Origin of the sequence: Psychrobacter sp. Ps1 (genome assembly GCF_022129425.1) — a bacterium.
Taxonomy (GTDB): Bacteria; Pseudomonadota; Gammaproteobacteria; order Pseudomonadales; family Moraxellaceae; genus Psychrobacter.
The window spans coordinates 1-24952 of sequence record NZ_JADQAN010000029.1 but is presented as its reverse complement, the minus strand read 5'-3'; the positions used below and the strand labels follow the sequence as shown (position 1 = coordinate 24952).

The 24952-nt window shown below is 43.6% G+C and carries 17 protein-coding genes, 1 tRNA gene and 1 pseudogene; 9 read left to right on the top strand and 10 right to left on the bottom strand.

What is annotated here, in order from left to right; genetic code table 11:
• Positions 1-111 precede the first annotated feature (111 nt).
• Positions 112-999 (bottom strand): LysR family transcriptional regulator, encoded by an 888-nt coding sequence (locus I3249_RS12205; protein WP_238070142.1) that lies wholly within the window; start codon positions 997-999, stop codon positions 112-114.
• A 117-nt stretch (positions 1000-1116) separates the two neighbouring features.
• Here I3249_RS12205 and dkgB point away from each other — a divergent pair, with 117 nt between their 5' ends.
• Positions 1117-1929 carry a 2,5-didehydrogluconate reductase DkgB gene (gene dkgB, locus I3249_RS12200; RefSeq protein ID WP_238070141.1) on the top strand — a complete coding sequence of 271 codons (813 nt, stop codon included), beginning with the start codon at positions 1117-1119 and terminating at the stop codon, positions 1927-1929.
• A gap of 20 nt (positions 1930-1949) precedes the next feature.
• The gene (locus I3249_RS12195) at positions 1950-2534 is read left to right on the top strand and encodes an NAD(P)H-dependent oxidoreductase (RefSeq protein WP_238070140.1); all 585 of its coding nucleotides are present in this window, start codon (positions 1950-1952) and stop codon (positions 2532-2534) included.
• 458 nt (positions 2535-2992) lie between these two features.
• On the opposite strand, the gene I3249_RS12190 is transcribed toward I3249_RS12195, so the two are convergent.
• The gene (locus I3249_RS12190; RefSeq protein WP_238070139.1) at positions 2993-4249 is read right to left on the bottom strand and encodes an HmuY family protein; all 1257 of its coding nucleotides are present in this window, start codon (positions 4247-4249) and stop codon (positions 2993-2995) included.
• A gap of 77 nt (positions 4250-4326) precedes the next feature.
• A complete protein-coding gene (locus I3249_RS12185; protein ID WP_238070138.1) occupies positions 4327-6507 on the bottom strand; it encodes a TonB-dependent receptor in 2181 nt (726 codons plus the stop codon).
• A gap of 464 nt (positions 6508-6971) precedes the next feature.
• On the opposite strand from I3249_RS12185, the gene I3249_RS12180 reads away from it, so the two are divergent.
• From I3249_RS12180 to I3249_RS12165, 4 genes are all read left to right on the top strand, one after another.
• Positions 6972-8105, top strand: a complete 1134-nt coding sequence (locus I3249_RS12180; protein ID WP_238070137.1) for a ChuX/HutX family heme-like substrate-binding protein — start codon at positions 6972-6974, stop codon at positions 8103-8105.
• Positions 8106-8255: 150 nt separating this feature from the next.
• On the top strand, positions 8256-9113 hold the full coding sequence (locus I3249_RS12175; RefSeq protein ID WP_238070136.1) for an ABC transporter substrate-binding protein: 858 nt from the start codon (positions 8256-8258) through the stop codon (positions 9111-9113).
• Positions 9114-9166: 53 nt separating this feature from the next.
• Positions 9167-10153 carry an iron ABC transporter permease gene (locus I3249_RS12170; RefSeq protein ID WP_238070135.1) on the top strand — a complete coding sequence of 329 codons (987 nt, stop codon included), beginning with the start codon at positions 9167-9169 and terminating at the stop codon, positions 10151-10153.
• Positions 10154-10168: 15 nt separating this feature from the next.
• On the top strand, positions 10169-11026 hold the full coding sequence (locus tag I3249_RS12165; protein ID WP_238070134.1) for an ABC transporter ATP-binding protein: 858 nt from the start codon (positions 10169-10171) through the stop codon (positions 11024-11026).
• Between the two features lie 422 nt (positions 11027-11448).
• Here the strand turns inward: I3249_RS12165 and I3249_RS12160 are convergent.
• Positions 11449-11822, bottom strand: a pseudogene (locus I3249_RS12160) (transposase); the annotation flags it as partial.
• 335 nt (positions 11823-12157) lie between these two features.
• Positions 12158-12234, bottom strand: a tRNA-Val gene (locus I3249_RS12155).
• Between the two features lie 311 nt (positions 12235-12545).
• Here I3249_RS12155 and I3249_RS12150 point away from each other — a divergent pair.
• Positions 12546-13523, top strand: a complete 978-nt coding sequence (locus I3249_RS12150) for a glutathione S-transferase family protein (RefSeq protein WP_238070133.1) — start codon at positions 12546-12548, stop codon at positions 13521-13523.
• Between the two features lie 90 nt (positions 13524-13613).
• On the opposite strand, the gene hemB is transcribed toward I3249_RS12150, so the two are convergent.
• The 5 genes from hemB to I3249_RS12125 form a co-directional block, all read right to left on the bottom strand.
• The gene (gene hemB / locus I3249_RS12145; RefSeq protein WP_238070132.1) at positions 13614-14621 is read right to left on the bottom strand and encodes a porphobilinogen synthase; all 1008 of its coding nucleotides are present in this window, start codon (positions 14619-14621) and stop codon (positions 13614-13616) included.
• A gap of 251 nt (positions 14622-14872) precedes the next feature.
• Complete coding sequence (locus tag I3249_RS12140; RefSeq protein ID WP_238070131.1) at positions 14873-16687, bottom strand: efflux transporter outer membrane subunit; 1815 nt, start codon at positions 16685-16687, stop codon at positions 14873-14875.
• The gene (locus I3249_RS12135; protein WP_238070130.1) at positions 16684-19914 is read right to left on the bottom strand and encodes an efflux RND transporter permease subunit; all 3231 of its coding nucleotides are present in this window, start codon (positions 19912-19914) and stop codon (positions 16684-16686) included. Before I3249_RS12135 ends, I3249_RS12140 begins: the two co-directional genes overlap by 4 nt.
• A gap of 34 nt (positions 19915-19948) precedes the next feature.
• A complete protein-coding gene (locus tag I3249_RS12130; protein WP_238070129.1) occupies positions 19949-21349 on the bottom strand; it encodes an efflux RND transporter periplasmic adaptor subunit in 1401 nt (466 codons plus the stop codon).
• An 830-nt stretch (positions 21350-22179) separates the two neighbouring features.
• Positions 22180-23205, bottom strand: a complete 1026-nt coding sequence (locus tag I3249_RS12125) for a polyprenyl synthetase family protein (protein ID WP_165597002.1) — start codon at positions 23203-23205, stop codon at positions 22180-22182.
• A 569-nt stretch (positions 23206-23774) separates the two neighbouring features.
• Between I3249_RS12125 and rplU the strand changes: the two genes are divergently transcribed.
• Positions 23775-24086, top strand: coding sequence for a 50S ribosomal protein L21 (gene rplU / locus I3249_RS12120; protein ID WP_057761012.1), 312 nt, complete (start codon positions 23775-23777; stop codon positions 24084-24086).
• A 91-nt stretch (positions 24087-24177) separates the two neighbouring features.
• Positions 24178-24435: a 50S ribosomal protein L27 gene (gene rpmA / locus I3249_RS12115; RefSeq protein WP_021813611.1), complete on the top strand. Its 258-nt coding sequence runs from the start codon at positions 24178-24180 to the stop codon at positions 24433-24435.
• The last annotated feature ends 517 nt before the right edge of the window (positions 24436-24952 follow it).

The window sequence follows — 24952 nt, the reverse complement described above, 5'->3', positions numbered from 1 at the left end:
ATGTCAGTTTGGTTAGTCATTGCTTATTCTCCTGTTAGTGGATTATAAGCAGTTACACAGTTTTTAGGAAACTCCCTCATTATATGACGTTAAGTGTTTTTTTTACCTATCTTAAGGCATTACTTCTGCCTTCAAAAACTCGATGAAGGAGCTAACACGCTCTGATAATTTTCTATTCTTGTAGTAAACCAGATTAATAGGCTGCTGCATTTTAATCGTAATAGGCACTAATAGCGGAATCAAATCCCCTTTTTGGATATCTTGATAAGTCATAAAATCGGACAAACACACGATACCGGTCCCGCATAAGGCCAGCTGTCTTAGTGTCTCACCGCTATCTGCTTTTATATTCGTATGAATATGCAATAAATTATTAGCCGCATCATAGATAGGCCAATCATTTAACTTCTCCAATGAATTAAAACCTAATAACTGATGATGAGCCAAGTCCTCCACATTTTTGGGCGTACCATGTTTTTTTAAATAAGCAGGGCTGGCTAAAATACGAATCTGGCTTAAGCCAAGCGAGGTAGCACTCAATGAAGAGTCTTTTAATTCACCGATACGAACAGCCACATCTGTACGTGCTTCTAATAAATCTACTAAACTTTCATTACTGACCAACTCGATATCGATTTGTGGGTAAGCGTTACTGTATTTATCAATTAAGGGTGCAATCACATGCAACATAAAAGGAGTAGCTGCATCAATTCGCAACTTACCAGATGGCACCTCCTTATTCTTTACCATCATATCTTCCGCATCTTCTAAATCACTCAGAATACTGCGCACACGTGCGAGATACTTCTCACCTTCCTGCGTCAACTCCAAGCGCCTTGTTGTGCGCCTAAATAGTGCGGTATTGAGCTTCTTCTCTAGTCTTGATAACGCTCTGCTGACGGCTGAAACCGTAACTCCTAAGTGTTCAGCTGCCTGACTGATGGTGCCTTCATCGACAATACTAACAAAGGTATCAAGCTCGTTAATCGTGACTTTCATTATTGATCCTTATGCAATAGTATTTTGATTTTTTGTGCCTTCTTATCAATTATAAGCATCTATATAATGACTGCCAATCCAATGAATACTTTCATAAATAAGATATAGGTGAAGCATATGACACTGCCAAAATTTGGTTTAGGTACCTTTAGATTACAAGGTGATACGGTTATTCACTCTGTGACAAATGCCTTAGATTTGGGGTATAGAGCGATAGATACGGCTCAAGCATACGATAACGAGGAGGCTATTGGTATTGCTATCAAAAATAGCGGTGTCTCTTCTGACTCAATATACCTAACCACTAAGATTTGGGTTGATAATTTATCAAAAGAAAAGCTCATTCCTAGCTTAAAGGCCAGCTTAAAAAAGTTAGATGTCGATGTTGTTGATTTAGCCCTAATCCATTGGCCAGCGCCTTCAAGCCCAGTAGCTGTTGAAGAGTATATGACCGCCTTACTCGAAGCAAAAACATTAGGGCTGACCAAAAAAATAGGGGTGTCTAACTTTACTATCGATTTGTTAAAACGAGCTATAGCAGTAGTAGGGGCTGAAAATATTGAGACCAACCAAATAGAACTAAGCCCTTATCTACAAAATCGCCGATTGGTGAATTTCATGGATCAGCAAGGTATTAACGTTACTTCCTATATGACACTAGCATACGGCAAAGCATTAAAAGATCCTGTCATTCAAGAAATAGCCAGTCACAATCAACAAACGCCAGCACAGGTGATCTTAGCGTGGGCACTCGCTAAAGGCTACGCTGTGATTCCCTCTTCAACTAAAAGAGAAAATCTAGCGAGCAACTTAGCAGCACAAAGCATCACATTGAGCGATGAGCAATTAATTAAAATTGACCAACTCGATAGCAATAGTCGTGAAGTCAATCCTGAAGGTTTGGCACCCATTTGGGATCAATCTATCTAATTTATACAAAGCAGCTAATCATGAAAAAAATATTGATATTAAACGGTAGCAAACGTTTTGCGCATTCTATAGGTGAGCTCAATGACACTATGACCCATATCGCTGAGCAACAATTACTCAGTTTAGGTCACGACGTAAAAGTGACAAACATTGATGCAGGTTATGATATTCAGGATGAAATTGCAAAATGGCTGTGGGCAGATATCATCATTCAACAAGCTCCTGCTTGGTGGATGGGTGTGCCATGGACTGTTAAAAAATATATCGATGAGATTTTCACCATTGGTCATGGCAGTCTCTATCAAAGTGATGGACGTTCTCGTCAAAACTCAGAAGATAAATATGGTTCTGGTGGTCTACTGCAAGGTAAACAGTATATGCTTTCAGTAACTTGGAATGCACCTACAGAAGCATTCACTGATCCCGAGCAGTTTTTTGAAGGTGTTGGCGTTGATGGCGTATATATCGCTACTCATAAGGCATATCAGTTTCTAGGAATGGAGCCAATGCCAACATTCATGGTGAATGATGCCATTAAGAATCCGACCATTGATAACGATATTGTGCAGTATCAGGAACACCTGAGTGCCTTGTTTGCAGCGTAAATAGGGCAAGCTTTATTGCTTATGAATAATGAGTTGATCGCCTATCTGAAAATGCTGTGGTATAGCCAGTATGCCCTTATGAAGTCCAAAAATAGTAGCGATACTTTTTTACCTACAGCCTTATTGTTAAGTAGCTGTTTATTCCAGAACACTAATGCTCCTATTATGCCAATTAAAGCTGCATAAGCAATTAACAGTCAGACTAAGAATTCTGAATGTACGTCAGCGTATGGTGATCCTGATGGTGTCGAATTAGTGAAGGAGAGCCGAAACTCTGAAGATATTTCAGAGACAATATAAGTGGGTTTTGATCTAAGCTTAGTAGCTGTCCAATTTAATTGCCCTTCGTAAAGTATGATAGCTTGCGAAGGGCAGTTAAAATGATGTGTTTATTTTCTGAAATAATGCGCTATGTATAAGTTAAACTTAGCTGAGCGAAACTCAAAAGGTAAAAAAAACTAAGGAGCAGGCTGAATGTCTATTTTAAATTCCCACGAGGTCGCCGTCGTCGCCGTACTATCAGGATAATTGATCTTATCCAAACGCACACGCGCATAGCTGTTACCTTCGGCGGATCTAATGAGCGCGCCTTGAGCACTATCAACCGGTTTGGCGTTTAGCTGATGGGTCATGCCATTGTAGGTGTACCAACCAAAATCTAGGTTCGGATAGTTGCCAGTATACGCAGGGTTGAGATCCGAGCCTTTACTGTCAATCACCCAACTTCTGGCACTCAGCGGCTTGTCGTAGTCTGCTGTGCTGGTAAGGTCGGCTAAGGTCGCTGCACTACCATCGGTGATAAATTGACTGACAATAGGCTCGTCTTTTGCATCATAATATCCTGCTGGTGTGGCGGCAAGATAACCGCCAATCTTACCACTGCCCGAATCCCCACCATTTAAAATCACATCATTACGCTTAAAGCCGATCTGCCAAGTGCTGTCTTTGTCCGTGCTGCTTTGGCCTGTTTTTAGGTCAACATATACCCAATCATCATTGCTGGTGGCGTTGAAGGTTTGAGTCTGTACCTGATTTGGTAGCGCTGTATCAATCCAGCGAAGAGTAGGGTAGCCACCAGAGTCGCCTGTATCATTATAGTAGTTGGTGATTTGCAGGGCATAAATAGGCTGCTGGACGCTGCTGTCTGTCATGGCGCTACTACTGTCTGTGGTGACCATATAGACGCGATTGTTCGGGTAGAGCTGATGATAGCCTTGTAAGTTGTACTCAAACCAAGGCTTGGCAGCGAACACCCCGCCGCTGCGGTCTTCATTGTAGTGCATGGTAATATCACGACTGGTATCAGGATCTTGAGTTGCATTGCTATAACGGCTCAAATCTGACCAATCGATTAAACCAAAAACGCCGCCTTTACCTGCGCCAGAATCACCGCTATTTGACCAAAGCTTGACCGAACGCGCTTGATTATCAAACTTGATATCCCACTTATCCTCAGCACACGAGCTTTCAGCTTTGGCATCAAAGTCATAACAGGTCGCAGTATTAGGCGCTAGATTGGTGACTTGCCAAGTGGCCGTTTCGCTAAAGCTGGCACTGCTCACAGGCGGGGTAGTGCCGCCATTTCCGGTATTACCACTACTCGAGCCATCACTGCCGCCACCGCAGCCAGTCATGCTGAGTACTAAAATACTGCTACTAAACAGTAATGTTAATTTGGTCGGCTTGGTGTGAATTGCTGGGGAAATGGGGGTCATATCAGCTTCCTTGATGGTTGTGGTTTCAGATAGAGGGTACAAATACACTTGCTTTAGAATGATTGTGAATCAAAGGCTTACCAATGGTAGCTGGCGCCAAGTAACCACTCGCGATTATCAATGGGACGGTAGTCACTGGTATCGGTAACATCACGCTGCACATCAAAGATATTATTAATCGCTGCATACAAGCTCAAGTTTGCAGTGGCGTCATAATTGAGTTTGCTATCGAGCGTCCACCAAGACGGTGAATACGCCTGCTCGCTGGTACTAATCAGCTGTTTGGATTCATAATTGAGGCGCGGGATCAGCTGTAATTTGTCATTAAGCTGATAATCTAGTGCTAGCATCGCTTTGTGATTGGGTTTATAAGTCAGCTCGGTATCCGTCACATTGTTATGCGTCTTGAGGTAAGCGTAGCTGGCTTGTAGTTTGGCGCGCTCGTCCACTTGCCAGTCAAGGCCAATATCGCCGCCATAAGTTTTGGCGCTATCAACGTTCATATATTTATAAATGGCGATGTTACCGTCGAAGGTAGCGTTGTCTTCATCGGTTTGGATCAGGTCATCTATCTCGTTATAAAAACCATTGACCGTCAAATTCACGGTGTCGCTCAGTTGACCTTGATAGCCGATCTGGTAACTGGTTGAGGTTTCAGGCTGCAAGTCAGGATTGCCCATGACTTTATAACCTAAATTGCTATGGTCAAAGACGTAGTAGCGTTCTTTTAGATTGGGCACGCGATAACCACCGCCAATACTGCTACGAAAGACATGGTCACGACCGCTGGCATCCAAATGGTTGTATTTGAGTGATACTTTTGGCGCCGTATGACCACCAAAGTCTTCATCGTTTTGATAGCGAATACCGCTCAATACTTCCCAGTTATCGCCGATCAGCCAATCATCTTGTAGATACAGCTCACCGACATCACGGCTGACGTCATCGCTGATAAGCTCGCTGACTTGGTTTTTCGTTTGGCTTAACTTGTCTTGCTGAACCTGACCGCCGACTTGGATAAGATGAAGGTGCTTATCGGATAGCAATAGCTCAGGTAAGTCGAGCTGGGCTTGCGCCAACGTCGTACTAATCTCTGTATCACGGGCACTAGTGATGGCTTGCTGTGTTTTAGTATTGGATTCGCTTTGATATTCCTCATGCAGCGCTTGAGCGGACAATCGATAAGTCCTGCTGCGATCATCGACATGCGGCGCGATATCAGCGCGCGCCCCGATACTAAAGCGCTGCTTGGTGATTTGCTCATCTCTTTGCTGGGCCAAATAGCGCGGCGCGACATAGTAATTAAAGCGACTAATATCGTCTTCTTTATAGTGACTGGCTTCTAGCCAATATTGAGCATTTTTGACCAGTCGGTTATCGTTGCGGTCATTGTTATTACCTGATGTGTCGTTACCGTCAGGGCGGTAGCTGAGGCGGGCACTGACTTGTGATTGCTCGCTGGCATCTTTTAATCTGGGCCATGCTTCATGGTCTAAGCTTAAGCCATCATTGTCCAGATACGAGCCTGATAGACGAGCGTGAAAGCGCTGGTTTTTATCTAATGCCCCTTCCACGCTGGCTTCTACATAGCGTTTGTTAGAATCTAACTTTTTACCAGATGGATTTTGCCAACCATTGCTGGCAATCTCGGTAGTGATATGTCCTGTTGCCGCGCCAATAGGTTTAGTGATGATATTGATAACGCCGCCCATCGCCGCGCTACCAAACTGCGCTGACGCCGCTCCCTGAACCACTTCTATTTGTTCAATATCCATATTCATATATTGATTCAAGTTTACCGTCGAGCCAGTGCTGGCGGTGATGGGTAAGCCATCAATCAACACCAATACTTGATCACCGGTAAAGCCTTGCATGCTGACCTCGTAACCTGTTTTACCATGGACTTCGCGTAAGTACACATTGGGCAACAAGGCTAGCGCTTCTTTTAAAGTATGAGCATGGTTGTCATCTAGCTGCTGGCGGCTGAGTACTTGCAGGGCAACTGGCGCATCGCTTAATGCACGCTCAGAGCGTGTGGCCGTTACCACGATAGGATCTAAACGTGTGCTCGGCATGGCTGCATCGTCGGTCATATCAACATTAGTCTCTGCGAGAAGCGGCGCTGCTTGGACTGAAACTGACGTGAATGCAAACAATGCTAATGCCACACTGATGGCTAATGGGCTATGACGCAGTGGTGAGGGATGGGTGTTTAGTCCCGTATGAGTCAACGATAAATCAAACGCTAAAATTGACATAAATAAAACAGCCATCGTAAAAAGAGAGAGTAAGAAAGTCGTGTTACTTAAAGACCTTTTGCTACAAAAAGAGTGATCTAAAGCGACCATTTCATAGTATGAATTATTAAAGGTTTGGTTACTTGATTCACTAGATTAAGCAACAAAGCCCAGACATAGTATTTCAAAAGATAATAATTATCAAGATGTAAATGATAATTATTATTATTTACAAAGTGAAAAAATGTTGCCATAATAATTTCCGTTCAACATCGCCTAGCAGGAATAATAAACGGTAATGATGAAAAAGACGTGATGACTAATACGTTATGAAAAAGCAGTCTCTTGATCACGTTTTGACAAGCACTAATTTTTCAAACGTCTGTCATATACTTTATCCCTGCTACTCTTAATACATTCATATTTAAGCTGACAACGCCAAGGTGATTGGTTTTTTTATCATCGACTATTTTATGGAGCGCACTATGAGTCACCCGTTATCGTTAACTAAAAAAAATACTGAGCTGTGGCAACAGTACCAAGCATTAAAAGCAAAAACACCGATGCTATTTCCCACAGAAGGAGCGGCTGCGCTAGGCATCAGCGAGTTTGAACTGATGTTAGCCTCGCCTTATAGCCAGTATATGGGTGATCAGTGCAAAACTGTATTAAAGCAATTTGAGACGTTTGGTGACATGGAAAGCATCGTCAGAAACGAGTTGGCAGTGCATGAAAAAACCGCGCTATATCATAATCTTAAGCTTGGCGAAAAGATGGGATTAGCACTCAATGTGGGTGGTCTAGATTTGCGATTCTTTATGTGGCAATGGCAGCATATGCTGGCGGTAACGGATACCAGCCGCGCCGATAAGCCATCTTATAGTATTCAGTTTTATAACGCCCAAGGTGCTGCTATCGACAAAGTGTATCTACGAGAGTTGAGTGATGAGAATATCAGCCGTTGGCAAGCGATGATTCAGGAGCAGCAGCAAACGGTCAGTAATGATACGCTGACGTTAGAAGCACAAGAGCCGCTGAATGACTGGCGTTACAAGGCATTAAGTGAAGAGGAGCGTGCGCAGCTACAACAAGGCTGGCAGGCAATGACAGACGTGCATCAATTTCACTCATTATTAAAAAATCTCGATATCGATCGTGCTAGTAGCTACCATCAAGCACCAGAGCAGATGACGCAGCAGCTTGATATTAGCGCGGTCGAAGCGGTATTTGAGCAAGCGCGTGATGCCAAATGCCCGATTATGATATTTGTCGGTAATAGTGGTCTGGTACAGATTCAGACTGGCACGGTGCAGACACTCAAGCGCATGGGCGATTGGTTTAATATTTTAGATAAAGACCATAATAACTTTACGCTGCATTTAAAAGATAAAGCATTGGAGCAAGTATGGAGCGTTAAGCGCCCAACCAAAGACGGCATCGTGACTTGTATCGAAGGTTTTGATGGTCACGGCATCAGTATCTTTAGTGTGTTCGGTCAGCGAATTGAAGGCACGCCCGAGCTTGAAGCCTGGCAGCAAATTGTCTCGACGGTCATCGAAGCGCATTCGTATGCAGAATCCTTAGCAGCAGTTGCAATGGCTGAAGCAGAGAGCGTGTAAACCCGTCATAAAAAATCAGCAAATTTTGCGATATTGACACTCACATAACGGATAAGTCATAGCTGTTGTGTGAGTTATTTGGGATGCTTAATACACGTTAATGGTTCTGTTAATAGTGTCATTTTTTACGTTAGCAAATTAGGAATGCTTATGTCTTCTGAATTATCAAAAACAGTAATCACTCACTCAGTGATAAATAAAAAATTGATGAGTCGTGCTATCAGCACTGCGGCTATTATTGGCGCATTTGCCGTGCCCTCACTTTCTGCCCAAGCTTATGAGCGTATTGTCGCGATGAGTCCCGATGTTGCAGACGTCGTGGTGGCACTAGGAGCGACCAATAAGTTGGTCGGTAAAGATGCGACCAATAATAATCCAGCGTTAAAGAATGTACCAGCCGTGGGTATGCACCGTAATATCACTGCCGAGTCAGTGTTGGCGGTAAAGCCAGATTTGGTGCTCGGCAGTTATATGGTACAGCCGGTGAGCATTTATCAGCGCTTAAATGGTCTAAATGTTAAAGCCGTCAATGTAGCGCCTAAAGAAGAAGTAAATACCTTTGCCAATAGTATTAAAACAATTGGCAGTTACGTGGATAAAAAATCTGAAGGGTCGCAGCTTGCTAAGCGTTGGAATGCAGGAATGAGCCCAATGGCAAAAACCGGTAAGCGCTATTTATTAAGTTACGATGGTCGTATCGTTGCAGGTAAGGGCACGGTAGGCGATGAGTTGATTCGGCGTGCTGGTGGAATCAATGCGGCAAACGTATCGGGGTTAAAACCTATGTCACGCGAAGGCTGGCTGGCTGCTAAGCCCGATGTCATTATCATTGCTGATCATAATCAGGCAGTGGTTGGCGGTGTCAGTCAATTTAGTAAACGTCCTGAGGTTGCGGCAAGTGCGGCTGGTAAAAATGCTGGCGTCCACTTTTGGCCAGCAGATGACTTTTTACGTTATGGTCTGAATTCACCGCAAGTCTTAAAAAAGCTGAACGCTGTAGCAAAATAGCTTAAGCAATATATAGCATAATCTCTTTTATATTCAATAAAACGATATCTCACATGGCAAATACGATTTTCGCTTCTATCCCTATACAAACTGGAAAATACAGACATAGCATCTATTATGTTGCCGCTACTGTCGCATCTGTGCTGCTAATTTGGTTGGCGCTTGGTATTGGCTTTGGCGAATGGTCAAGCCCTAGCCATCTTGACGATACTATCTGGCAGCTACGCTATCCGCGCGTAGTGACGGCATTGTTGGTTGGCATGGCGTTGTCAGTTAGTGGTGCAGCATTACAGGCTTTATTTGAAAATCCTTTAGCGGATCCAAGTTTAATCGGTACATCAGGTGGCGCAGCGCTTGGTGTTGTTTTGGTTCTGGCATTGGGATTTGGTGGCATTGGGATACCGCTTGCAGCGTTTACTGGAAGCGTATTGGTGTGCTTGTTTATTCTCGCTTGTCATCGGTTTTTGGGTGGTGGGCAGATGGGCTTGCTGATATTGGGATTTGTCATCAGCGCTTTTTGTGCGGCGGTGGTCAGCCTGATTTTATTTATGTCTGATGACATGGTGCTGCGCTCGGCGACCATTTGGCTGTCAGGTAGTATGGCGGAAGCGGGCTTTGTACCGCTGCGTTATTCGATTGCCTCTATGTTATTGGGGTTAGCAATTTTATTACCATTAGGTCGCCAGTTGGATGGGCTGATGCTTGGTGAAGCCGCTGCTAAATCCTTGGGTATCAAAGTGGGTGTGGTTCGTTGTTTGGTCGTGATTGCCTCGGCATTATTAACAGGGGCAGCGGTGTCTTTAGCAGGCGTCATTGGTTTTATTGGCATGATGGTGCCCAACCTATTGGCTATTCTGTTTGGCGGCGGGCGGATGCGTCTCATGATTTGGTCTGGCTGGCTTGGGGCGATATTATTACTGATCATTGATGGCGCGGCGCGGCATGTTGCTTATCCAGTGGATGTGCCCGTTGGCATCGTTTTAGCGTTGCTTGGCGGTCCATTCTTTATTTGGCTGTTTGTGCGTAGTAGCCGCCGTTAATTGGAGAGAGTGTTTATGTTTCATTCATTTTTTACGGCTATATCAAAGACATCATTAGCGAGTCGAGATAGTCGTATAAATAGTAGTGATATCAAGAGTAGTGATGAAGGCGAGCTGTTGTCGATGCAAGATATTCATATCTCGCACGGTCATAAAACATTGTTAAGAATAGACAAGCTAACCGTGCCAAGCCAAAAGCTGGTCGCCTTTATCGGACCAAATGGCGCGGGTAAAAGTACGTTGCTGCATACGGTTTTAGGTCAACACACAGGAACCGCGCTTAAAACGGATGGTCACATTACGATTTACGGTCAGCCGATCAACGAGGTCATGAATGATGGTCATATCGCTTGGGTTGGACAACATGAGCGTTTTGAGCTGCCGTTAACGGTATTGGATTATGCGCTGTTAGGAGTCTCGCCAAATCTTGCATGGTATCAGCGCCCAAATAGCCATCATGTTGAGCGCGCGCAACGTTTACTACAGGATTTTGAGTTATCAAGTTTGGTCAGTGCCCGCGTGCAAACCTTATCAGGCGGTGAAAAACAGCGCTTGGCTATCGTGCGTGCGCTAATGCAAGACACTAAAATCATGATGTTTGATGAACCGACCAATCACCTCGATATTCGCCATCAGCGTTTTTTACTTCATTATTTGCATAATTTAGTGCGACAGCAACGCAAAAGTATCTTGGTTGTGTTGCATGATTTGACCCATGCGCATCGCTATACTGATGAAGTGGTGCTATTAAGCGGTGGACAAGTTGTTGCACAAGGAACGCCTAGTGAGGTGATGACACGTCCACAATTAAGCGATGTTTATGATGTCGATATTAAGATGCATCAAACTGAGGATGGCTTGGTGTTTGTGTAAACTCTCCAGTAAAACTATTCTTTTGTTTTTTATGAGAGTTTAAGAGACTGTTTTAACCTAAGAAGAGGAAGGTTTAAAACTCAAGTATTTATACTATGCGATTAATCACGTGTAGGACTTTTTTCTATTAAAATGAAAGCAGTTTTGACCCCTGCCGCTAATCTCGTAGAAATTAACTTGGGATATTTTAATCAGACAACTTAATTGAGATATACGTCTGATATTCGTATCAGTCGAAAAGACTAATGTCTTTACCTATCTAGAATTATTTAGCAAAACGCAGGATGGTGCTTTATTATTTTTAACGATTCTACACTCTAACTAAATCAATACCTTATCATTTTTCTAAGATTATTCCTCGCTCACAGTAGCTCACGCTGATTGCGGCAGGTTTGTTGATGACTGATATTACGTTTCGTCTAGTTGTATTAGCTAGAGGATGCAATATTTAGTTGTTCAAAAACTGTTGATTGGCTTCAATATAGGCTCACTTCACAAGCTGTGTTTAGTAAAGTATGCGGTGGACTTTTTTAGCATATCTCTTTCCTCTTCAGCTATTTTAAGTTGTCGCTTGAGCTGCCTCATTTACTGAAGCGCCGCCATAAGCTCAGAATCATATTGTTCTGTTCCCTCAAGTTTGCCTTGGTTGGTTTTCTTGTGCCAGTTAGATAAGGTCTGCATGGCGATACAAAGCTGCTTTGCGGTAGCTGAGATATTGCCATTCGTTATCGTACCCTACCTTATGAAAGGCTTCAGCTTTGAATGCTACACTATAGGTTCTGACTTTCTTAGTCATGATAAACTCCTCATTGAGTCGTTAGTTTACCAAGTTTGGTTCTACAGTTTTTTCAGCATAGCTCACTAACGACTTGCTAGATAAAGAAAAGTAAATAAATATTGAGAGTGTTTTAGATAATTTAGGGTAGAGGTCGAAAATGCTACTCTGAAAGAAAGGCAAAATAGAGAGCAGGCGCAACTTAGGCACAATTTAGGCACACACGTTTTTTGATAACGTTTGCCGAAAGTGAGAAAAGAGGTAATTTGAATCGACGTATAGTTTCCTTTTCCGCTACAACCCATATTTCACGGACAAAAAAAAGCCCCAATCGTGAGATTGGGGCTTTCTAAATTTGGTAGGCATAAGCAGACTCGAACTGCTGACCTCTACCATGTCAAGGTAGCGCTCTAACCAACTGAGCTATACGCCTATTTAGGTTGAGCATTTTAGCAAGTTTCCCAGACTTTGCAAGTCTTTTTTAGCATAAACCTCTTTTATTGTCATAATATCTGCTATTCAGGCTTATATTAGTTAACTGGATATATTTTTGTGTATATCTACTAAACATTAAATTTAATAGGTTTAGTTTTTATTGTTAATAAACAGGGTAACGTTAATGATTAAACCTTTATAACTGGTATGATATCTTTCTAATTGATGTAATCATCATGATAATAATGGCCTCAAGTCAGTCATGCTGAGTAAGCGTTAAACAAATATTAAAAACAGTTGGAGAATAACATGGGTCTTTTGGTAGAAGGGCAGTGGCAAGACAAGTGGTATGAGACAAAAGAGAGTGGCGGCCGCTTTCAGCGTGAAGATGCTGGTTTTAGAAACTGGGTAACGGTAGATGGTAGCGCAGGGCCTACAGGTATTGAGGGCTTTAAAGCCGAGCCTGACCGCTATCATCTATACGTGTCGCTAGCCTGTCCTTGGGCACACCGTACCCTTATCTACCGCAAGCTTAAAGGCTTAGAAGACATCATTCCGCTATCTGTAGTACATCCATATATGGGTGAGTATGGTTGGACGTTTGCAGAAGGTGCAGGCGTCGTTGCTGATCCAGTTATCAATGCAGACTATGCCTATGAGCTGTATACCAAGGCCAAGCCAGACTATACAGGCCGTGTCACCGTACCTATCTTATGGGATAAAAAAACAAACACAATCGTGAGTAATGAGTCATCTGAAATTATTCGCATGTTTAACTCTGCCTTTGATGAGGTTGGTGCGCTAGCAGGTGACTTTGTGCCAGCAGAGTTATTACAAGGTATTGATGATATCAATACCTTTATCTATTCAACTATTAATAATGGCGTGTACAAGACAGGATTCTCTACCACACAAGAGGCTTACGAAGAGGCCGTGATTGAGCTATTTGCGGCATTAGATACACTTGAGACGCGCTTAGCACATCAGCGTTATCTGACAGGTAGCACTATAACTGAGGCTGATTGGCGACTATTTACGACGTTGGTTCGTTTCGATGCGGTCTATGTTGGGCACTTTAAATGCAATCTGCGTCGTATCGTTGACTATCCAAACCTTTGGGGCTATCTGCGTGACTTATATCAGGTACCTGGCATTGCAGAGACGGTAAATATGAATCATATCAAGCAGCATTATTACACTAGTCATGCCAATATCAATCCCACGCGTATTGTCCCTGCTGGCCCAGTGATTGATTTTACTGAGCCACATGACCGTGCACGTCTATAGTTTTATTTTAATAGAGTAACCGCATAAAAAAGCCCCAGCTACTAATAGGTAGCTGGGGCTTTTACATTATAAAAGATAGTGTAATTATTATTAGGCATTGTTCAGCTGGCGGGCCGCTTCTAGAGCAAAGTAGGTCAAGATACCATCAGCACCAGCACGGCGGAAGCCAATCAAAGATTCTAAAATTACTGCATCACTTAACCAGCCGTTCTGAATGGCTGCCATATGCATGGCATATTCGCCTGAGACTTGATACGCAAAGGTTGGTACGCCAAAGGTGTCTTTGACTTCACGAATCAAATCAAGATACGGCTGACCAGGTTTAATCATGACCATATCTGCGCCTTCGTTGATATCCATAGCCACTTCATGTAGCGCCTCAGTACGATTGCCAAAGTCCATCTGATACTGTTTCTTATGGCCACCTTTTAGGTTGCCAGCACTGCCGACGGCATCACGGAATGGGCCGTAGTAAGCAGAAGCATATTTGGCTGAGTAAGCCATGATAGCCGTATTCACAAAACCTTCTGCTTCAAACGCATCACGCATGGCCTTGATACGGCCGTCCATCATGTCACTAGGAGAGATGATATCTGCACCGGCACGCGCATGTACCAGCGCCTGCTTTACCAGTACTTCGATGGTTGCATCATTGATGACGTAACCGCTGTCATCAAGCAGACCATCTTGACCATGTGAGGTATAAGGGTCTAGCGCTACATCAGTCATGACGACCATCTCTGGCACAGCGTCTTTGACCGCTTTTATCGTACGTGCAGTCAGGGCGTTTTCGTCATAAGCGGCGCTACCGTCTGGCGTTTTCAAAGTGTTATCGATCACAGGGAAAAGATCGATGGTCGTGACACCCTCTGCTAACAGTTCTTTGGCATAGTTGATTAGTAAATCAATCGATAAGCGTTCAACGCCCGGCATACTAGCGATGGTTTCGCGTTGGTTTTCGCCTTCTAAGACAAAGACAGGGGCAATAAAGTGCTTAGGATGCAGCTCTACTTCACGAATCATTGAGCGTACATTGTCATTGTAGCGTAGACGACGTAAGCGAGTAGCAGGGTATTGACGGTTAAAGGTATAGCTCATAATAATTCCTTACTATCATTTTAGTAGTTATGGTGTTGCTCGAGTGAAAATTATTTTATAAGTCATTTTTTATAGCGTCATGCTTTATGGCACTGGCTTCTCGAAAAAGCGACTTATAAAACGATTTTACTATAACTAACAGGCTCAAAATAAAGCAAAAAGCCCTACCAAGTTAAGTCGGTAGGGCTGATGATACTTATCGACTATCAACGTAAAGATACGATTACGTCACGAGATTATGAGCCCATCATTTAAGGCTCGACAATCTGTGTCACAGGCACTTGTTCAACGCTCGCATCATTGAAGCGAGTCTCTTCAGTGACCACGCCGACAGCGGCATCCTTTTTACCATCATCATTCACATCGACGATAGCAGTCGGTTCAAAAGTAGTCGTTTCTACCGCTTGCGACTGCTTGATGGCGACAGCTTCTTGCGGCGTAGTCACACGCGCTGAACCAGCTGCTTTGATGGCATTTGTCGCTTTGGTTTTTGCACTAGTAGCAGTTCCAGTGACAATCTGCGCCAAGTTGGTGTGCTGCGGTACAGGGATGACGGTCGGTACATCAAGGTTCGCACCGCCACCAAGCGCTTGGTACAGCTCAATCTGGCTAACGATTTTCTGTAGCTCTAAATCTAGGATACCTTGCTGAGTAGAGAACAGTGAACGCTGCGCGTCAAGTACGTCTAAGTAATTGTCCAGACCTGCTTTAAAGCGCGCATCTGCTATCTGATAGGTCTGCTCAAAATTATCTTGCAGACGATACTGCGCCTCTAACTGCTCACCGAGCGTCGCACGTGTAGCAAGTACATCTGACACTTCGCGGAATGCCGTTTGAATAGAGCTCTCATAACTAGCAAGCGTTTGCTTACGTTCAATTTGAGCCACATCATAGTTGGCATCTAGACGACCTGCATCAAAGATAGGGACGCTCACGCTAGGTCCAAACGACCAGCCAACGGCACCATTTTTAAACAAGTCATTTAAGCTGCCGCTACTGACGCCCACACTACTGGTTAAGCTAATAGATGGGAAGTAAGAGGCACGGGCCACTTCGATATTCGCACCAGCAGCTTTTAAGTTGTATTCCGCTTGTAGAACATCAGGGCGATAGCGTAGTAATTCACTTGGTAGACCGGCATTAAATATTTGCTGGCTGGTGATATTACTGACAGCAGGTGTTGGGATAAGCTCGTTTGGAATCGCGCCACCAACCAAGTACTGCAATGCATTGCGTGATTGAAGAACGCTGGTCTGGGCACGTAATACCGCAAGCTTGGCATTCTCTAATGAGGCAGAAGACTGTAATGAAGGTAGCTTAGGATCGATACCTGCTTCAAAACGTTTATCCGCGATAAATAACGAGCGCTCACGGCTTTCAACTGTGGCTTCAGCTAGCTTTAATTGCGCTAAGCTATAGCTTAGGTTAGCGTAGCTTTGGGCAATATTACTAATCAAGCTGATTTGGGTCGCATCTTTGGCTGCTGTCGTCGCCAAAAAGTTCTGCAATGCTTGATCTTTTAAGCTTGAGATTTTACCCCAAAAGTCGAGCTCGTAATTGGCAAGACCCAAGTTGACACTGTAGCTACTACTAGCGTTTCGATCAGTACGATTCTGTGCTGAGCGAGTATAACCAGCACTGCCGTTGATAGCTGGTAAGTCGTTAATATCGGTAATCTGATACTGTGCACGTGCTTTTTCAATCGCTAGGCGCGCACTCTCAAAGTCTTTATTGTTTGCAAGACCGAGAGCAATCAGACCTTTTAGACGCTCATCGCTATAAAAATTCTGCCAGCGCTGACTGGCAATGCTTGCTTGGTCAGCACTACTGACAGTCTCTTTATCAAATGCACCGTAAGATTCCTGCATAGGGATATTCGGCTCTGCTAGCACAGGACGCATATCCGCTTTTGGAATGGTGTTACAAGCGGCCATGCTGATTGCCAATGCAGTCAGCCCTAACAGGCGGCCACTGTTTTTGCGCAAACGAGATAGTGCTGGCTGCGCATCGATAGCTGTAATAGCTACCGATGATGAGTTGATGATAGATGTTTTTTGAGCACTCATTGTGTATTGTCTCCAAGACTTGCAGGCTGATAACTCTCAGAAGGTGTTGGGTTATGCGAGTTAGGCGTACCATTGCCACCATCTTTATCATTGGGTGTATTGTTCTCATATTTATGCGGGAACGCACTACGCACCCAGATATAGAACATTGGGATAAAGAAGATACCTAAGAGGGTTGCTGTGATTACCCCACCAACAACACTAGTACCAATAGCGTTTTGACTGCCTGAACCTGGCCCATTCGCCAAGAATAATGGCACAACACCCAAACCAAAGGCAAGTGAGGTCATGACAATCGGACGCAAACGTTGGCGTGCTGCGGTCATGACGGCCTCTCTGAGACTGTAACCTTCCTCTTGGTGTTCTTTTGCAAACTCGATAATCAAAATGGCGTTTTTGGCGGATAGACCAACGACAGTCAGTAGACCAACTTGCAAGTAGATATCATTGGCAAAACCACGTAGCCAGGTAAATATCACTGCACCCAATACCCCAAGTGGAATCACTAGTAGCACAGAGACAGGAATAGACCAGCTCTCATACAACGCTGCCAAACATAAGAATACAACTAGGATTGAAAGCGCATAAAGCATCGGCGCTTGGGCACCTGATTTTTGCTCTTCCAATGACATGCCTGTCCACTCATAACTGATACCTTCAGGTAACTTGTCTATCATCGCTTCCATCGAGCTCATTGCTTCACCAGTACTTAGTCCTGGTGCGGCGCTACCTTGGATGTTCATGGACGGTAGGCTGTTGTAACGAGTAAGACGCGGTGAGCCTGACTGCCACTCACTACTAGAGAATGCATCGAACGAAATCATATCGTTCATGTCATTTCTTACATACCATTTACCAATATCATCAGGGTTGGTACGGCTGCTGGCTTCACCTTGTACATAGACGCGTTTGATACGGCCACGATCGATAAAGTCGTTAACGTAGCTTGAGCCCCACGCTGTTGAAATGACACTATTGATATTGCTTAGTGACAGGCCATAAGCCGCCGCTTGTTCTTGATTGATGTTTACTTTAAGTTGTGGCGAATCTTCTTGACCGTTAGGACGTACGCCAGACACTTGATCGTTCTGCGCGGCCATCCCTAAGAGCATATTTCGGGCTTCAAGTAATCCGTCGTGCCCGAGGTTACCACTGTCCTGAATCATTAAGTCAAAACCACTGGCATTACCAAGCTCGGTAATTGCTGGTGGTACGATGGCAAATACTTGTGCTTCGTTTAGCTGAGTAAAGAAGTACCCCATCGCTCGACCAGCGACAGCCTGAGCGGTATTTTCATCGCCCGAGCGTTCCTCCCAGTCTGATAAGCGCACAAACGCTAGACCCATATTCTGACCTTGACCTGCAAAACTAAAGCCTGCAATGGTAAAGACCGAAGCGATATTATCAGTTTCTTGGGTATCGTAATAGTTTCTAACTTTATCCAATACGTCTTGCGTCTCATCTAACGTAGAGCCAGCCGGAAGCTGAACCAAGGTAAACATAATGCCTTGATCTTCTTCTGGTAAAAACGAGCCTGGAATACGTAAGAATACGACCGCCATGATACCGATAATGGCTGCGTAGCCAATCATGTATAACCATTTAAAACGAATACTTTTGCCGACAAAGTTTTCGTACGAACGGCTAAGTTTGAAGAAGCCGCGGTTGAACCAACCGAAGAAGCCTTTTTGCTTTTCGGTACTGCCTTTTTCATGACTTTTGCCACGTTTTAGCAAGGTCACACATAGGGCAGGGGTGAATACAAGCGCGACCATGGCAGAGAGCACCATGCTGGTAATCAGCGTAATAGAGAACTGACGATAAATCACACCTGTTGAGCCACCAAAGAAGGCCATCGGTACGAATACTGCAGACAAGATAAGCGCAATACCAATAACGATTTTACTGATTTCACCCATCGACTGGATAGTTGCATCTTTGATAGAGATGTGAGGATCTTCTTCTAGTATTCGCTCGACGTTCTCTACGACGACGATCGCATCATCGACCAACAGACCGATGGACAATACCATGGCAAACATGGTCAAGACGTTGATACTAAAGCCTGCAATATACAACACTGCAAAGGTACCCAAGAGTACGACAGGTACGGCAAGGGTCGGGATAATGGTGGCACGCCAGTTCTGTAAGAAAATGAACATAACGATAAATACCAAGACAATCGCTTCAATGAGGGTCATAACGACTTGTTCGATAGACAAGCGTACAAATGGTGTGGTGTCATAGGGAACGACTGAGGCTAGACCAATTGGGAAGTTTTTTTCCAGCTCAGCCATACGTGCGCCGACGGCTTCACGAGTCTCAAGGGCGTTTGCGCCACCAGCGAGTGAAATACCTAAACCGGCTGCTTCTTGACCATTGTAGAGAGAGACAACGCTATAGTTTTCACTGCCAATCTCGACATCTGCCACATCGCCTAAGCGCACTTGTGCGCCTGAGGTATCTGTTTTTAGTAGAATGTTTTTAAATTCTTCAGGCGTTTGAAGATAGCTTTGTACAGTAACAGTGGCGTTGATAACTTGTTTGTCTGTGTCGGCAGGTGCTTGACCCAATTGACCAGCAGATACCTGAGCATTCTGTGCTCGTATCGCATTGACGACATCTGAAGGTATCATGTTGTAGCTACGTAGGCGTGATGGGTCTAACCAAACACGCATCGCATAAGTAGAACCAAAGACCTGAACTTCACCCACACCCTCTACACGACTGATCGAATCGACGACATTAGAGTTAATATAATCGGCAATATCTGCCCGATCCATGGTGCCATCTTCAGAAATAAATGCTTGCACCATCAAAAAGCTGCTAGACGATTTATTGACGTTGACACCTTGACGCTGAACAGACTCAGGCAAGGAGCTCATCGCTGCTTGCAGTTTGTTCTGTACTTGTACTTGAGCTGTGTCAGGATCTGTGCCGTTTTCAAAGGTAAGCGTCACTGAAGCACTACCATTTGACGAGCTCGATGACGACATATACATCAGACCATCGAGGCCTTTCATACGCTGCTCAATGATCTGTACTACTGAGTTTTCTACGGTTTGCGCATTAGCACCAGGATAGCTTGCACTGACCGAAATAGTCGGCGGTGCAATACGTGGATATTGTTCAATCGGTAGATTGATAACGGATATTACCCCGATGAGCATGACCAAAACAGCCAGCACCCATGCAAAAATAGGGCGATTAATAAAAAAACGTGACATAGTATATCCCTAAGTCTTCCTGTCTTGAATGGAATTAGTTGGCAGCGGCTTCTGTTGGTTTTTTGGTAGAAGTCTCATCGCCAGCTGGCTTTTTATCCATCGTTTTTGCGGCTTGCTGCGGCGTTTTGGTATTAGGCGCACTTTGTGCAGCTGGTGCTGGATTTGCACTTTCTAATGGTTTGGCGACCACTTCTTGGTCAGGTTTGACCTTAGCACCGCCAATCACAACCACTTTGTCACCAGCTTTTAAGCCATCAGTGACCACCCATTGTCCATCATACGTACCATTAATGGTGACTGGACGAACTTGGATTTTGTTGTTTTCATCAACGATATAAACTTGTGTCTCACTCTTAGGCGTACGTGTGACTGCGCTCTGTGGCACTAAGGCTGCATTGGTAATAACGCTCTGCGTCAAACGTGCAGTGACATACATACCGGGCAGCAAGATATTGTTGCTGTTTGGAAAAATAGCACGCAAGGTGACAGCGCCTGTTGACTCATCAACTTTGGCCTCAGACAGTGCAAGCTTACCGCGTACTGGATAGACAGAACCATCTTCTAGTACCAATTCAACTGAGTTCATACCTGGCTGAGCAGTACCATCTGCGATCTGCTGACGAAGCTTAAGCAACTCAGAAGAAGACTGGCTGATATCGACGTAGATAGGGTCTAAGCGTGAAATAGTCACTAATGGATCTGCTTGACCAGCACTGACCAGAGTACCAGCAGTAACGCTAGAGCGATCAGTACGACCAGTAAGAGGTGCGCGTACGATAGTACGGTTAAGATCTAACGTACTGGCTTCTAAACCTGCTTTTGCGGTCTGAATGCCTGCTTTTGCACTCTCAATACCTGCTTGAGTTTGACCGACAGAAGCTGCTGCACTTTGTACCGCCGCTTGTGCAGTACGTACGGCTGTTTGTGCTTGATCGTACTGCTGCTTTGAGATGGCATCAATACTGACCAGACCCTGCAGACGTTGTAAGTCATTTTGCGCTTGTGCTAATGACGCTTGACGGCTGACCAATTCAGCTTTTGCATTGGCATTGTTTGCCACAGCAGTTTGATAGTTAGCTTGTGACTGCTGTACGGCGGCTTGGCCACTCGTTACAGATGAGGCATAGTTGTCGGTGTTGATACGATACAGTGGCTGACCTTTTTTGACGTTGCTTCCTTCACGGAATAGTACTTCGTCAATCACGCCGTTGACCTGCGGGCGGACATCAGCAGTTTGATAAGCTGCAGTACGACCAGAAAAAGTTTGTACTTGAGGGACGGTATCGAGAGTGACTGTCTGAACGTTGACAACCGCAGGCGGCATTTGCTGCTGTGCGGCTTGCTCACCAGCGGCGTCCTCGTTTTTGTCACAGCCAACCAGTACAGCTCCAGATAGTACAGATGCTATTACAAGCGCAAGATAAGAGTGCTTCATCAATGTCCTCGGTAATATATATAAATAGTGACAGTATAAAAATCGATCAATAAGTTTGGCGTACTGAATATAAGGGTCTTGCTAATGCTAAATAACTTGCTAATGCTAAATAAAAAGAATAAATAGCCTAAGCTGGCGCTATTTACTCCAGTTTCAGATGTTTCCGTTAACGAAATATGACTAATAGAAAATCTGACATCGATATGGATTAAGTATCGAAAGGATTATTTAGCATTAATTGTTTAAGCAAACCACAGAATGGATTAATAAATTTAATGAGTTATTATAAACTATTGGGGTAACCCCACAGTCAAGTAGTTTGCAATACGAGCTGGATCGAAAAGCGGTAATATTACAGTTTACGAATTAATAGATTACCGTCATAGTAAGCGTCGTCTCTATTAACAGCTAATAGAACCATGCACAACCTAGTATCAAAATATATTGTAAATTTTTGTTATGAACCTAAAGCCCTATAGTAATTAAGGTTTTTAAACGATAGAAAATCGACTTTGTCAACAAAATGACAATTTTAGCAACCCCTAATTACAGTCATAAAAAATAACTATCAGTATCTCTCTAACAAACGTCATCAAACTTTGACCGACTGTCCAAAAAGCCTTATACGATTATAGTACTGCAAGGATGTATGAAACTTAAAGAAAGGTAACGATTTGGCTGACATGCTAGTTTTTGAGAAGGTACTTCTTAATTTATGAGCTTCTTATTCATGAATTGCTGAAGGAGTTTGCTAAAAAGCCATGCTAAAAAATTCTGTCAAAAAAAAGAGTCGTCTTAATTAGTTAATAACACAGACGACTCAGCTTTAACTATACTAGTCGGGCGCTAGCGAGTTCAGTTAATTGATATAAGCCTGTACGATAACGGTTATCTGGTAGCGTACTCAGTGCATCTTGTGCCAGTTTGGTTTCCTCCAGCGCGCGCTGCTTACAATAAGCCAATGAGCCAGAACTACGTACCAACTCAATCAGCTGCTCAGCGTTTGGTGTCTTACCTGTCTGAACGGCAATACGTAACTGCTCATAGCCTTCAGTGTCGCTGTCTTTGAGTAGTTCGAGTGCTTTGATAGTCGGTAGGGTAGGTTTGCCTTCAGCAAGGTCATCGCCTAAGTTTTTGCCCATCACCTCACTATCGCCACTATAGTCGAGCACATCATCGATAATCTGGAACGCATTACCAAAATGCTGTCCGAAATCGCCCAATGCCGTCATATATTCTGTCTTATCTTGCAAGATAGCAGCACCTTGGGTCGCCATCATGAACAGGCGTGAAGTTTTGCCATCGATAATGCGTAAGTAATCTTCCTCTGTCGCAGCAGGGTTATGCTGATGCTGTAGCTGTAATACTTCGCCTTCAGCAATATCACAAGTCCCATCGGAGAATACTTGCAACAGTGGCAGGCTTTGAAAACCAACCAATAGGTTGAACGCACGAGCAATCAAATAGTCACCGACCAATACGGCAGTAGCATTGTCCCACGTCGCATTTGCCGTCGGTTTTCCACGGCGTTGCCCTGACTCATCAATGACATCATCATGGACTAGGGTGGCGGTATGTAGCATTTCAGTGATAGCAGCTAGATGCATGGCCTTTTCTGAAGGATTGTCATCAAACATACGTGCGCAGAGCAACGTAATAAGCGGGCGCATACGTTTGCCACCAGCATTGATCACGTGTTGCGAGACGCTCATGACGAGTTGTACTTTTGAGTTCAAACTGCCAAACACTTGCTTGTCCATTACCTCAAAGTCGTTGGCTACAATACTTTGAATATCAGCATAGCTAGGCGTCGATTGAGAGGCAGGCACGGTATTCTTTAAAGAGGTACTAGTCATAATAAATAGTCATATTAATAAGAGTAAAGAGAATTGTTATAACCTTGACTTTATCTATCTATAGGTAAGGTATTATTTCGCTTATGATAGCATAGCTATCTGCTTAAATTGTTGGTTAAAGTATATAGCACAAGTAGGTCAAGCGTATGATATGCAGGGCTTACTATGCCTATTGAATAGAATAAAAATTATAAAAAATGTCTTATGTTTTACAGATATATCTTCTAGCGCATTTTAAGCTTATTGGTCACATAAATGATTCATAAAAGGCTGTAAGTAACTGATTGCATAAGTTATAATGGCCGCTGTTGGGCTTAATCTATCACTTATCATTACTATTTCTCATGTTTATATTCGCATTGTCGTTTATCGACTTTCTTTGATGAGCAGCCGTTATAGCCAAATGAGAGATGGTCATTAGTGTAACCACCTTGCAAAAACAAGAGGCGCGGCTTGCTTTTATGAGCAAAAAGCCGTAAAATCTTGCCTTTAATTTTTCCCTGTCGTGTTCGTCGTAAAAGCGTTGGTATAACATCAGCCACGGCACACGGGTTAAACGGAGTCATACAATGTACGCAGTAATCAAAACTGGTGGTAAACAGCACCGTGTAGTCGTCGATGAATTGCTTAAAGTTGAACTACTAAAAGCAGAAAAAGGCGAAACAATCAAATTTGAAGACGTGTTGATGGTTGTTGACGGCGATAACGTCAAAATCGGTCAGCCTGTTGTTGACGGCGCTAGCGTAGAAGTTGAAGTTGTTGAGCATGGTCGCGGCGAAAAAATCCGTATCATCAAGCACAACCGTCGTAAGCATTATCACAAAGAACAAGGTCACCGCCAATGGTATACCTTGTTAAAAATCAAAGCGATTAATGCCTAATTATCCATTTAGCAATTATTGCTAAATAGCGCACTAAATGCTTAAGAGTTATCGCATCAGCGGTAAGTCAAATTAACAAGGAGATTTTCTCATGGCACATAAAAAAGCTGCCGGTTCGAGCCGTAACGGTCGTGATTCAAACCCAAAAATGCTAGGCGTAAAAATCTTTGGTGGCCAAGCTATCACAGCTGGTAACATCATCGTTCGTCAACGTGGTACAGAATTCCACGCAGGCGAAGGCGTTGGCATGGGTCGTGACCATACTTTATTTGCACTGAATGACGGTGTTGTAAAGTTTGCGACCAAAGGTAAATTTAACCGTCGTTATGTTACGGTTGAAAACGCATAATTATCTGTTTAGATTATTTTATTCTTTGAATAAAACGATTGGATAATTAAAAAAGCCCTTACTACCTTATGGTAGTAGGGGCTTTTTACGTTTGTAGGGTACCGTAAGATAATGATAAGAATTAAGAAATGGTATTTTGAACAATATCACTCAACGCTAGCTCTTAAAATATACTGTAGTCAGTTCAATATAATTTCGATACAAGGAAACCGAGTGCAAGTTATACATTAGTATGCTTAGCGAGGATGACGATGTAGCGGATTTATATAGACTTGACTATATTACAACAATCTTAACTAATATCCTTTTATGAAAGACGGATAGTTTGAATAAAAGATTTGATGAGATAGTAAATGAATCGTAGATAGGTTTGAAGGAAAAATGAAAAAACAGCACTATATTTCTCATAAAACCATGCTAAATATCCTTAATGACTTATCGGGAGTTTCCTAAAAACTGTGTAACTGCTTATAATCCACTAACAGGAGAATAAGCAATGACTAACCAAACTGACATC

What these genes read in the sequence shown, in the direction of transcription:
- I3249_RS12205 (WP_238070142.1), bottom strand. Translation starts at nt 999, where the DNA reads ATGAAAGTCACGATTAACGAGCTTGATACCTTTGTTAGTATTGTCGAT.
- dkgB (WP_238070141.1), top strand. Translation starts at nt 1,117, where the DNA reads ATGACACTGCCAAAATTTGGTTTAGGTACCTTTAGATTACAAGGTGAT.
- I3249_RS12195 (WP_238070140.1), top strand. Translation starts at nt 1,950, where the DNA reads ATGAAAAAAATATTGATATTAAACGGTAGCAAACGTTTTGCGCATTCT.
- I3249_RS12190 (WP_238070139.1), bottom strand. Translation starts at nt 4,249, where the DNA reads ATGACCCCCATTTCCCCAGCAATTCACACCAAGCCGACCAAATTAACA.
- I3249_RS12185 (WP_238070138.1), bottom strand. Translation starts at nt 6,507, where the DNA reads ATGTCAATTTTAGCGTTTGATTTATCGTTGACTCATACGGGACTAAAC.
- I3249_RS12180 (WP_238070137.1), top strand. Translation starts at nt 6,972, where the DNA reads ATGAGTCACCCGTTATCGTTAACTAAAAAAAATACTGAGCTGTGGCAA.
- I3249_RS12175 (WP_238070136.1), top strand. Translation starts at nt 8,256, where the DNA reads ATGTCTTCTGAATTATCAAAAACAGTAATCACTCACTCAGTGATAAAT.
- I3249_RS12170 (WP_238070135.1), top strand. Translation starts at nt 9,167, where the DNA reads ATGGCAAATACGATTTTCGCTTCTATCCCTATACAAACTGGAAAATAC.
- I3249_RS12165 (WP_238070134.1), top strand. Translation starts at nt 10,169, where the DNA reads ATGTTTCATTCATTTTTTACGGCTATATCAAAGACATCATTAGCGAGT.
- I3249_RS12150 (WP_238070133.1), top strand. Translation starts at nt 12,546, where the DNA reads ATGGGTCTTTTGGTAGAAGGGCAGTGGCAAGACAAGTGGTATGAGACA.
- hemB (WP_238070132.1), bottom strand. Translation starts at nt 14,621, where the DNA reads ATGAGCTATACCTTTAACCGTCAATACCCTGCTACTCGCTTACGTCGT.
- I3249_RS12140 (WP_238070131.1), bottom strand. Translation starts at nt 16,687, where the DNA reads ATGAGTGCTCAAAAAACATCTATCATCAACTCATCATCGGTAGCTATT.
- I3249_RS12135 (WP_238070130.1), bottom strand. Translation starts at nt 19,914, where the DNA reads ATGTCACGTTTTTTTATTAATCGCCCTATTTTTGCATGGGTGCTGGCT.
- I3249_RS12130 (WP_238070129.1), bottom strand. Translation starts at nt 21,349, where the DNA reads ATGAAGCACTCTTATCTTGCGCTTGTAATAGCATCTGTACTATCTGGA.
- I3249_RS12125 (WP_165597002.1), bottom strand. Translation starts at nt 23,205, where the DNA reads ATGACTAGTACCTCTTTAAAGAATACCGTGCCTGCCTCTCAATCGACG.
- rplU (WP_057761012.1), top strand. Translation starts at nt 23,775, where the DNA reads ATGTACGCAGTAATCAAAACTGGTGGTAAACAGCACCGTGTAGTCGTC.
- rpmA (WP_021813611.1), top strand. Translation starts at nt 24,178, where the DNA reads ATGGCACATAAAAAAGCTGCCGGTTCGAGCCGTAACGGTCGTGATTCA.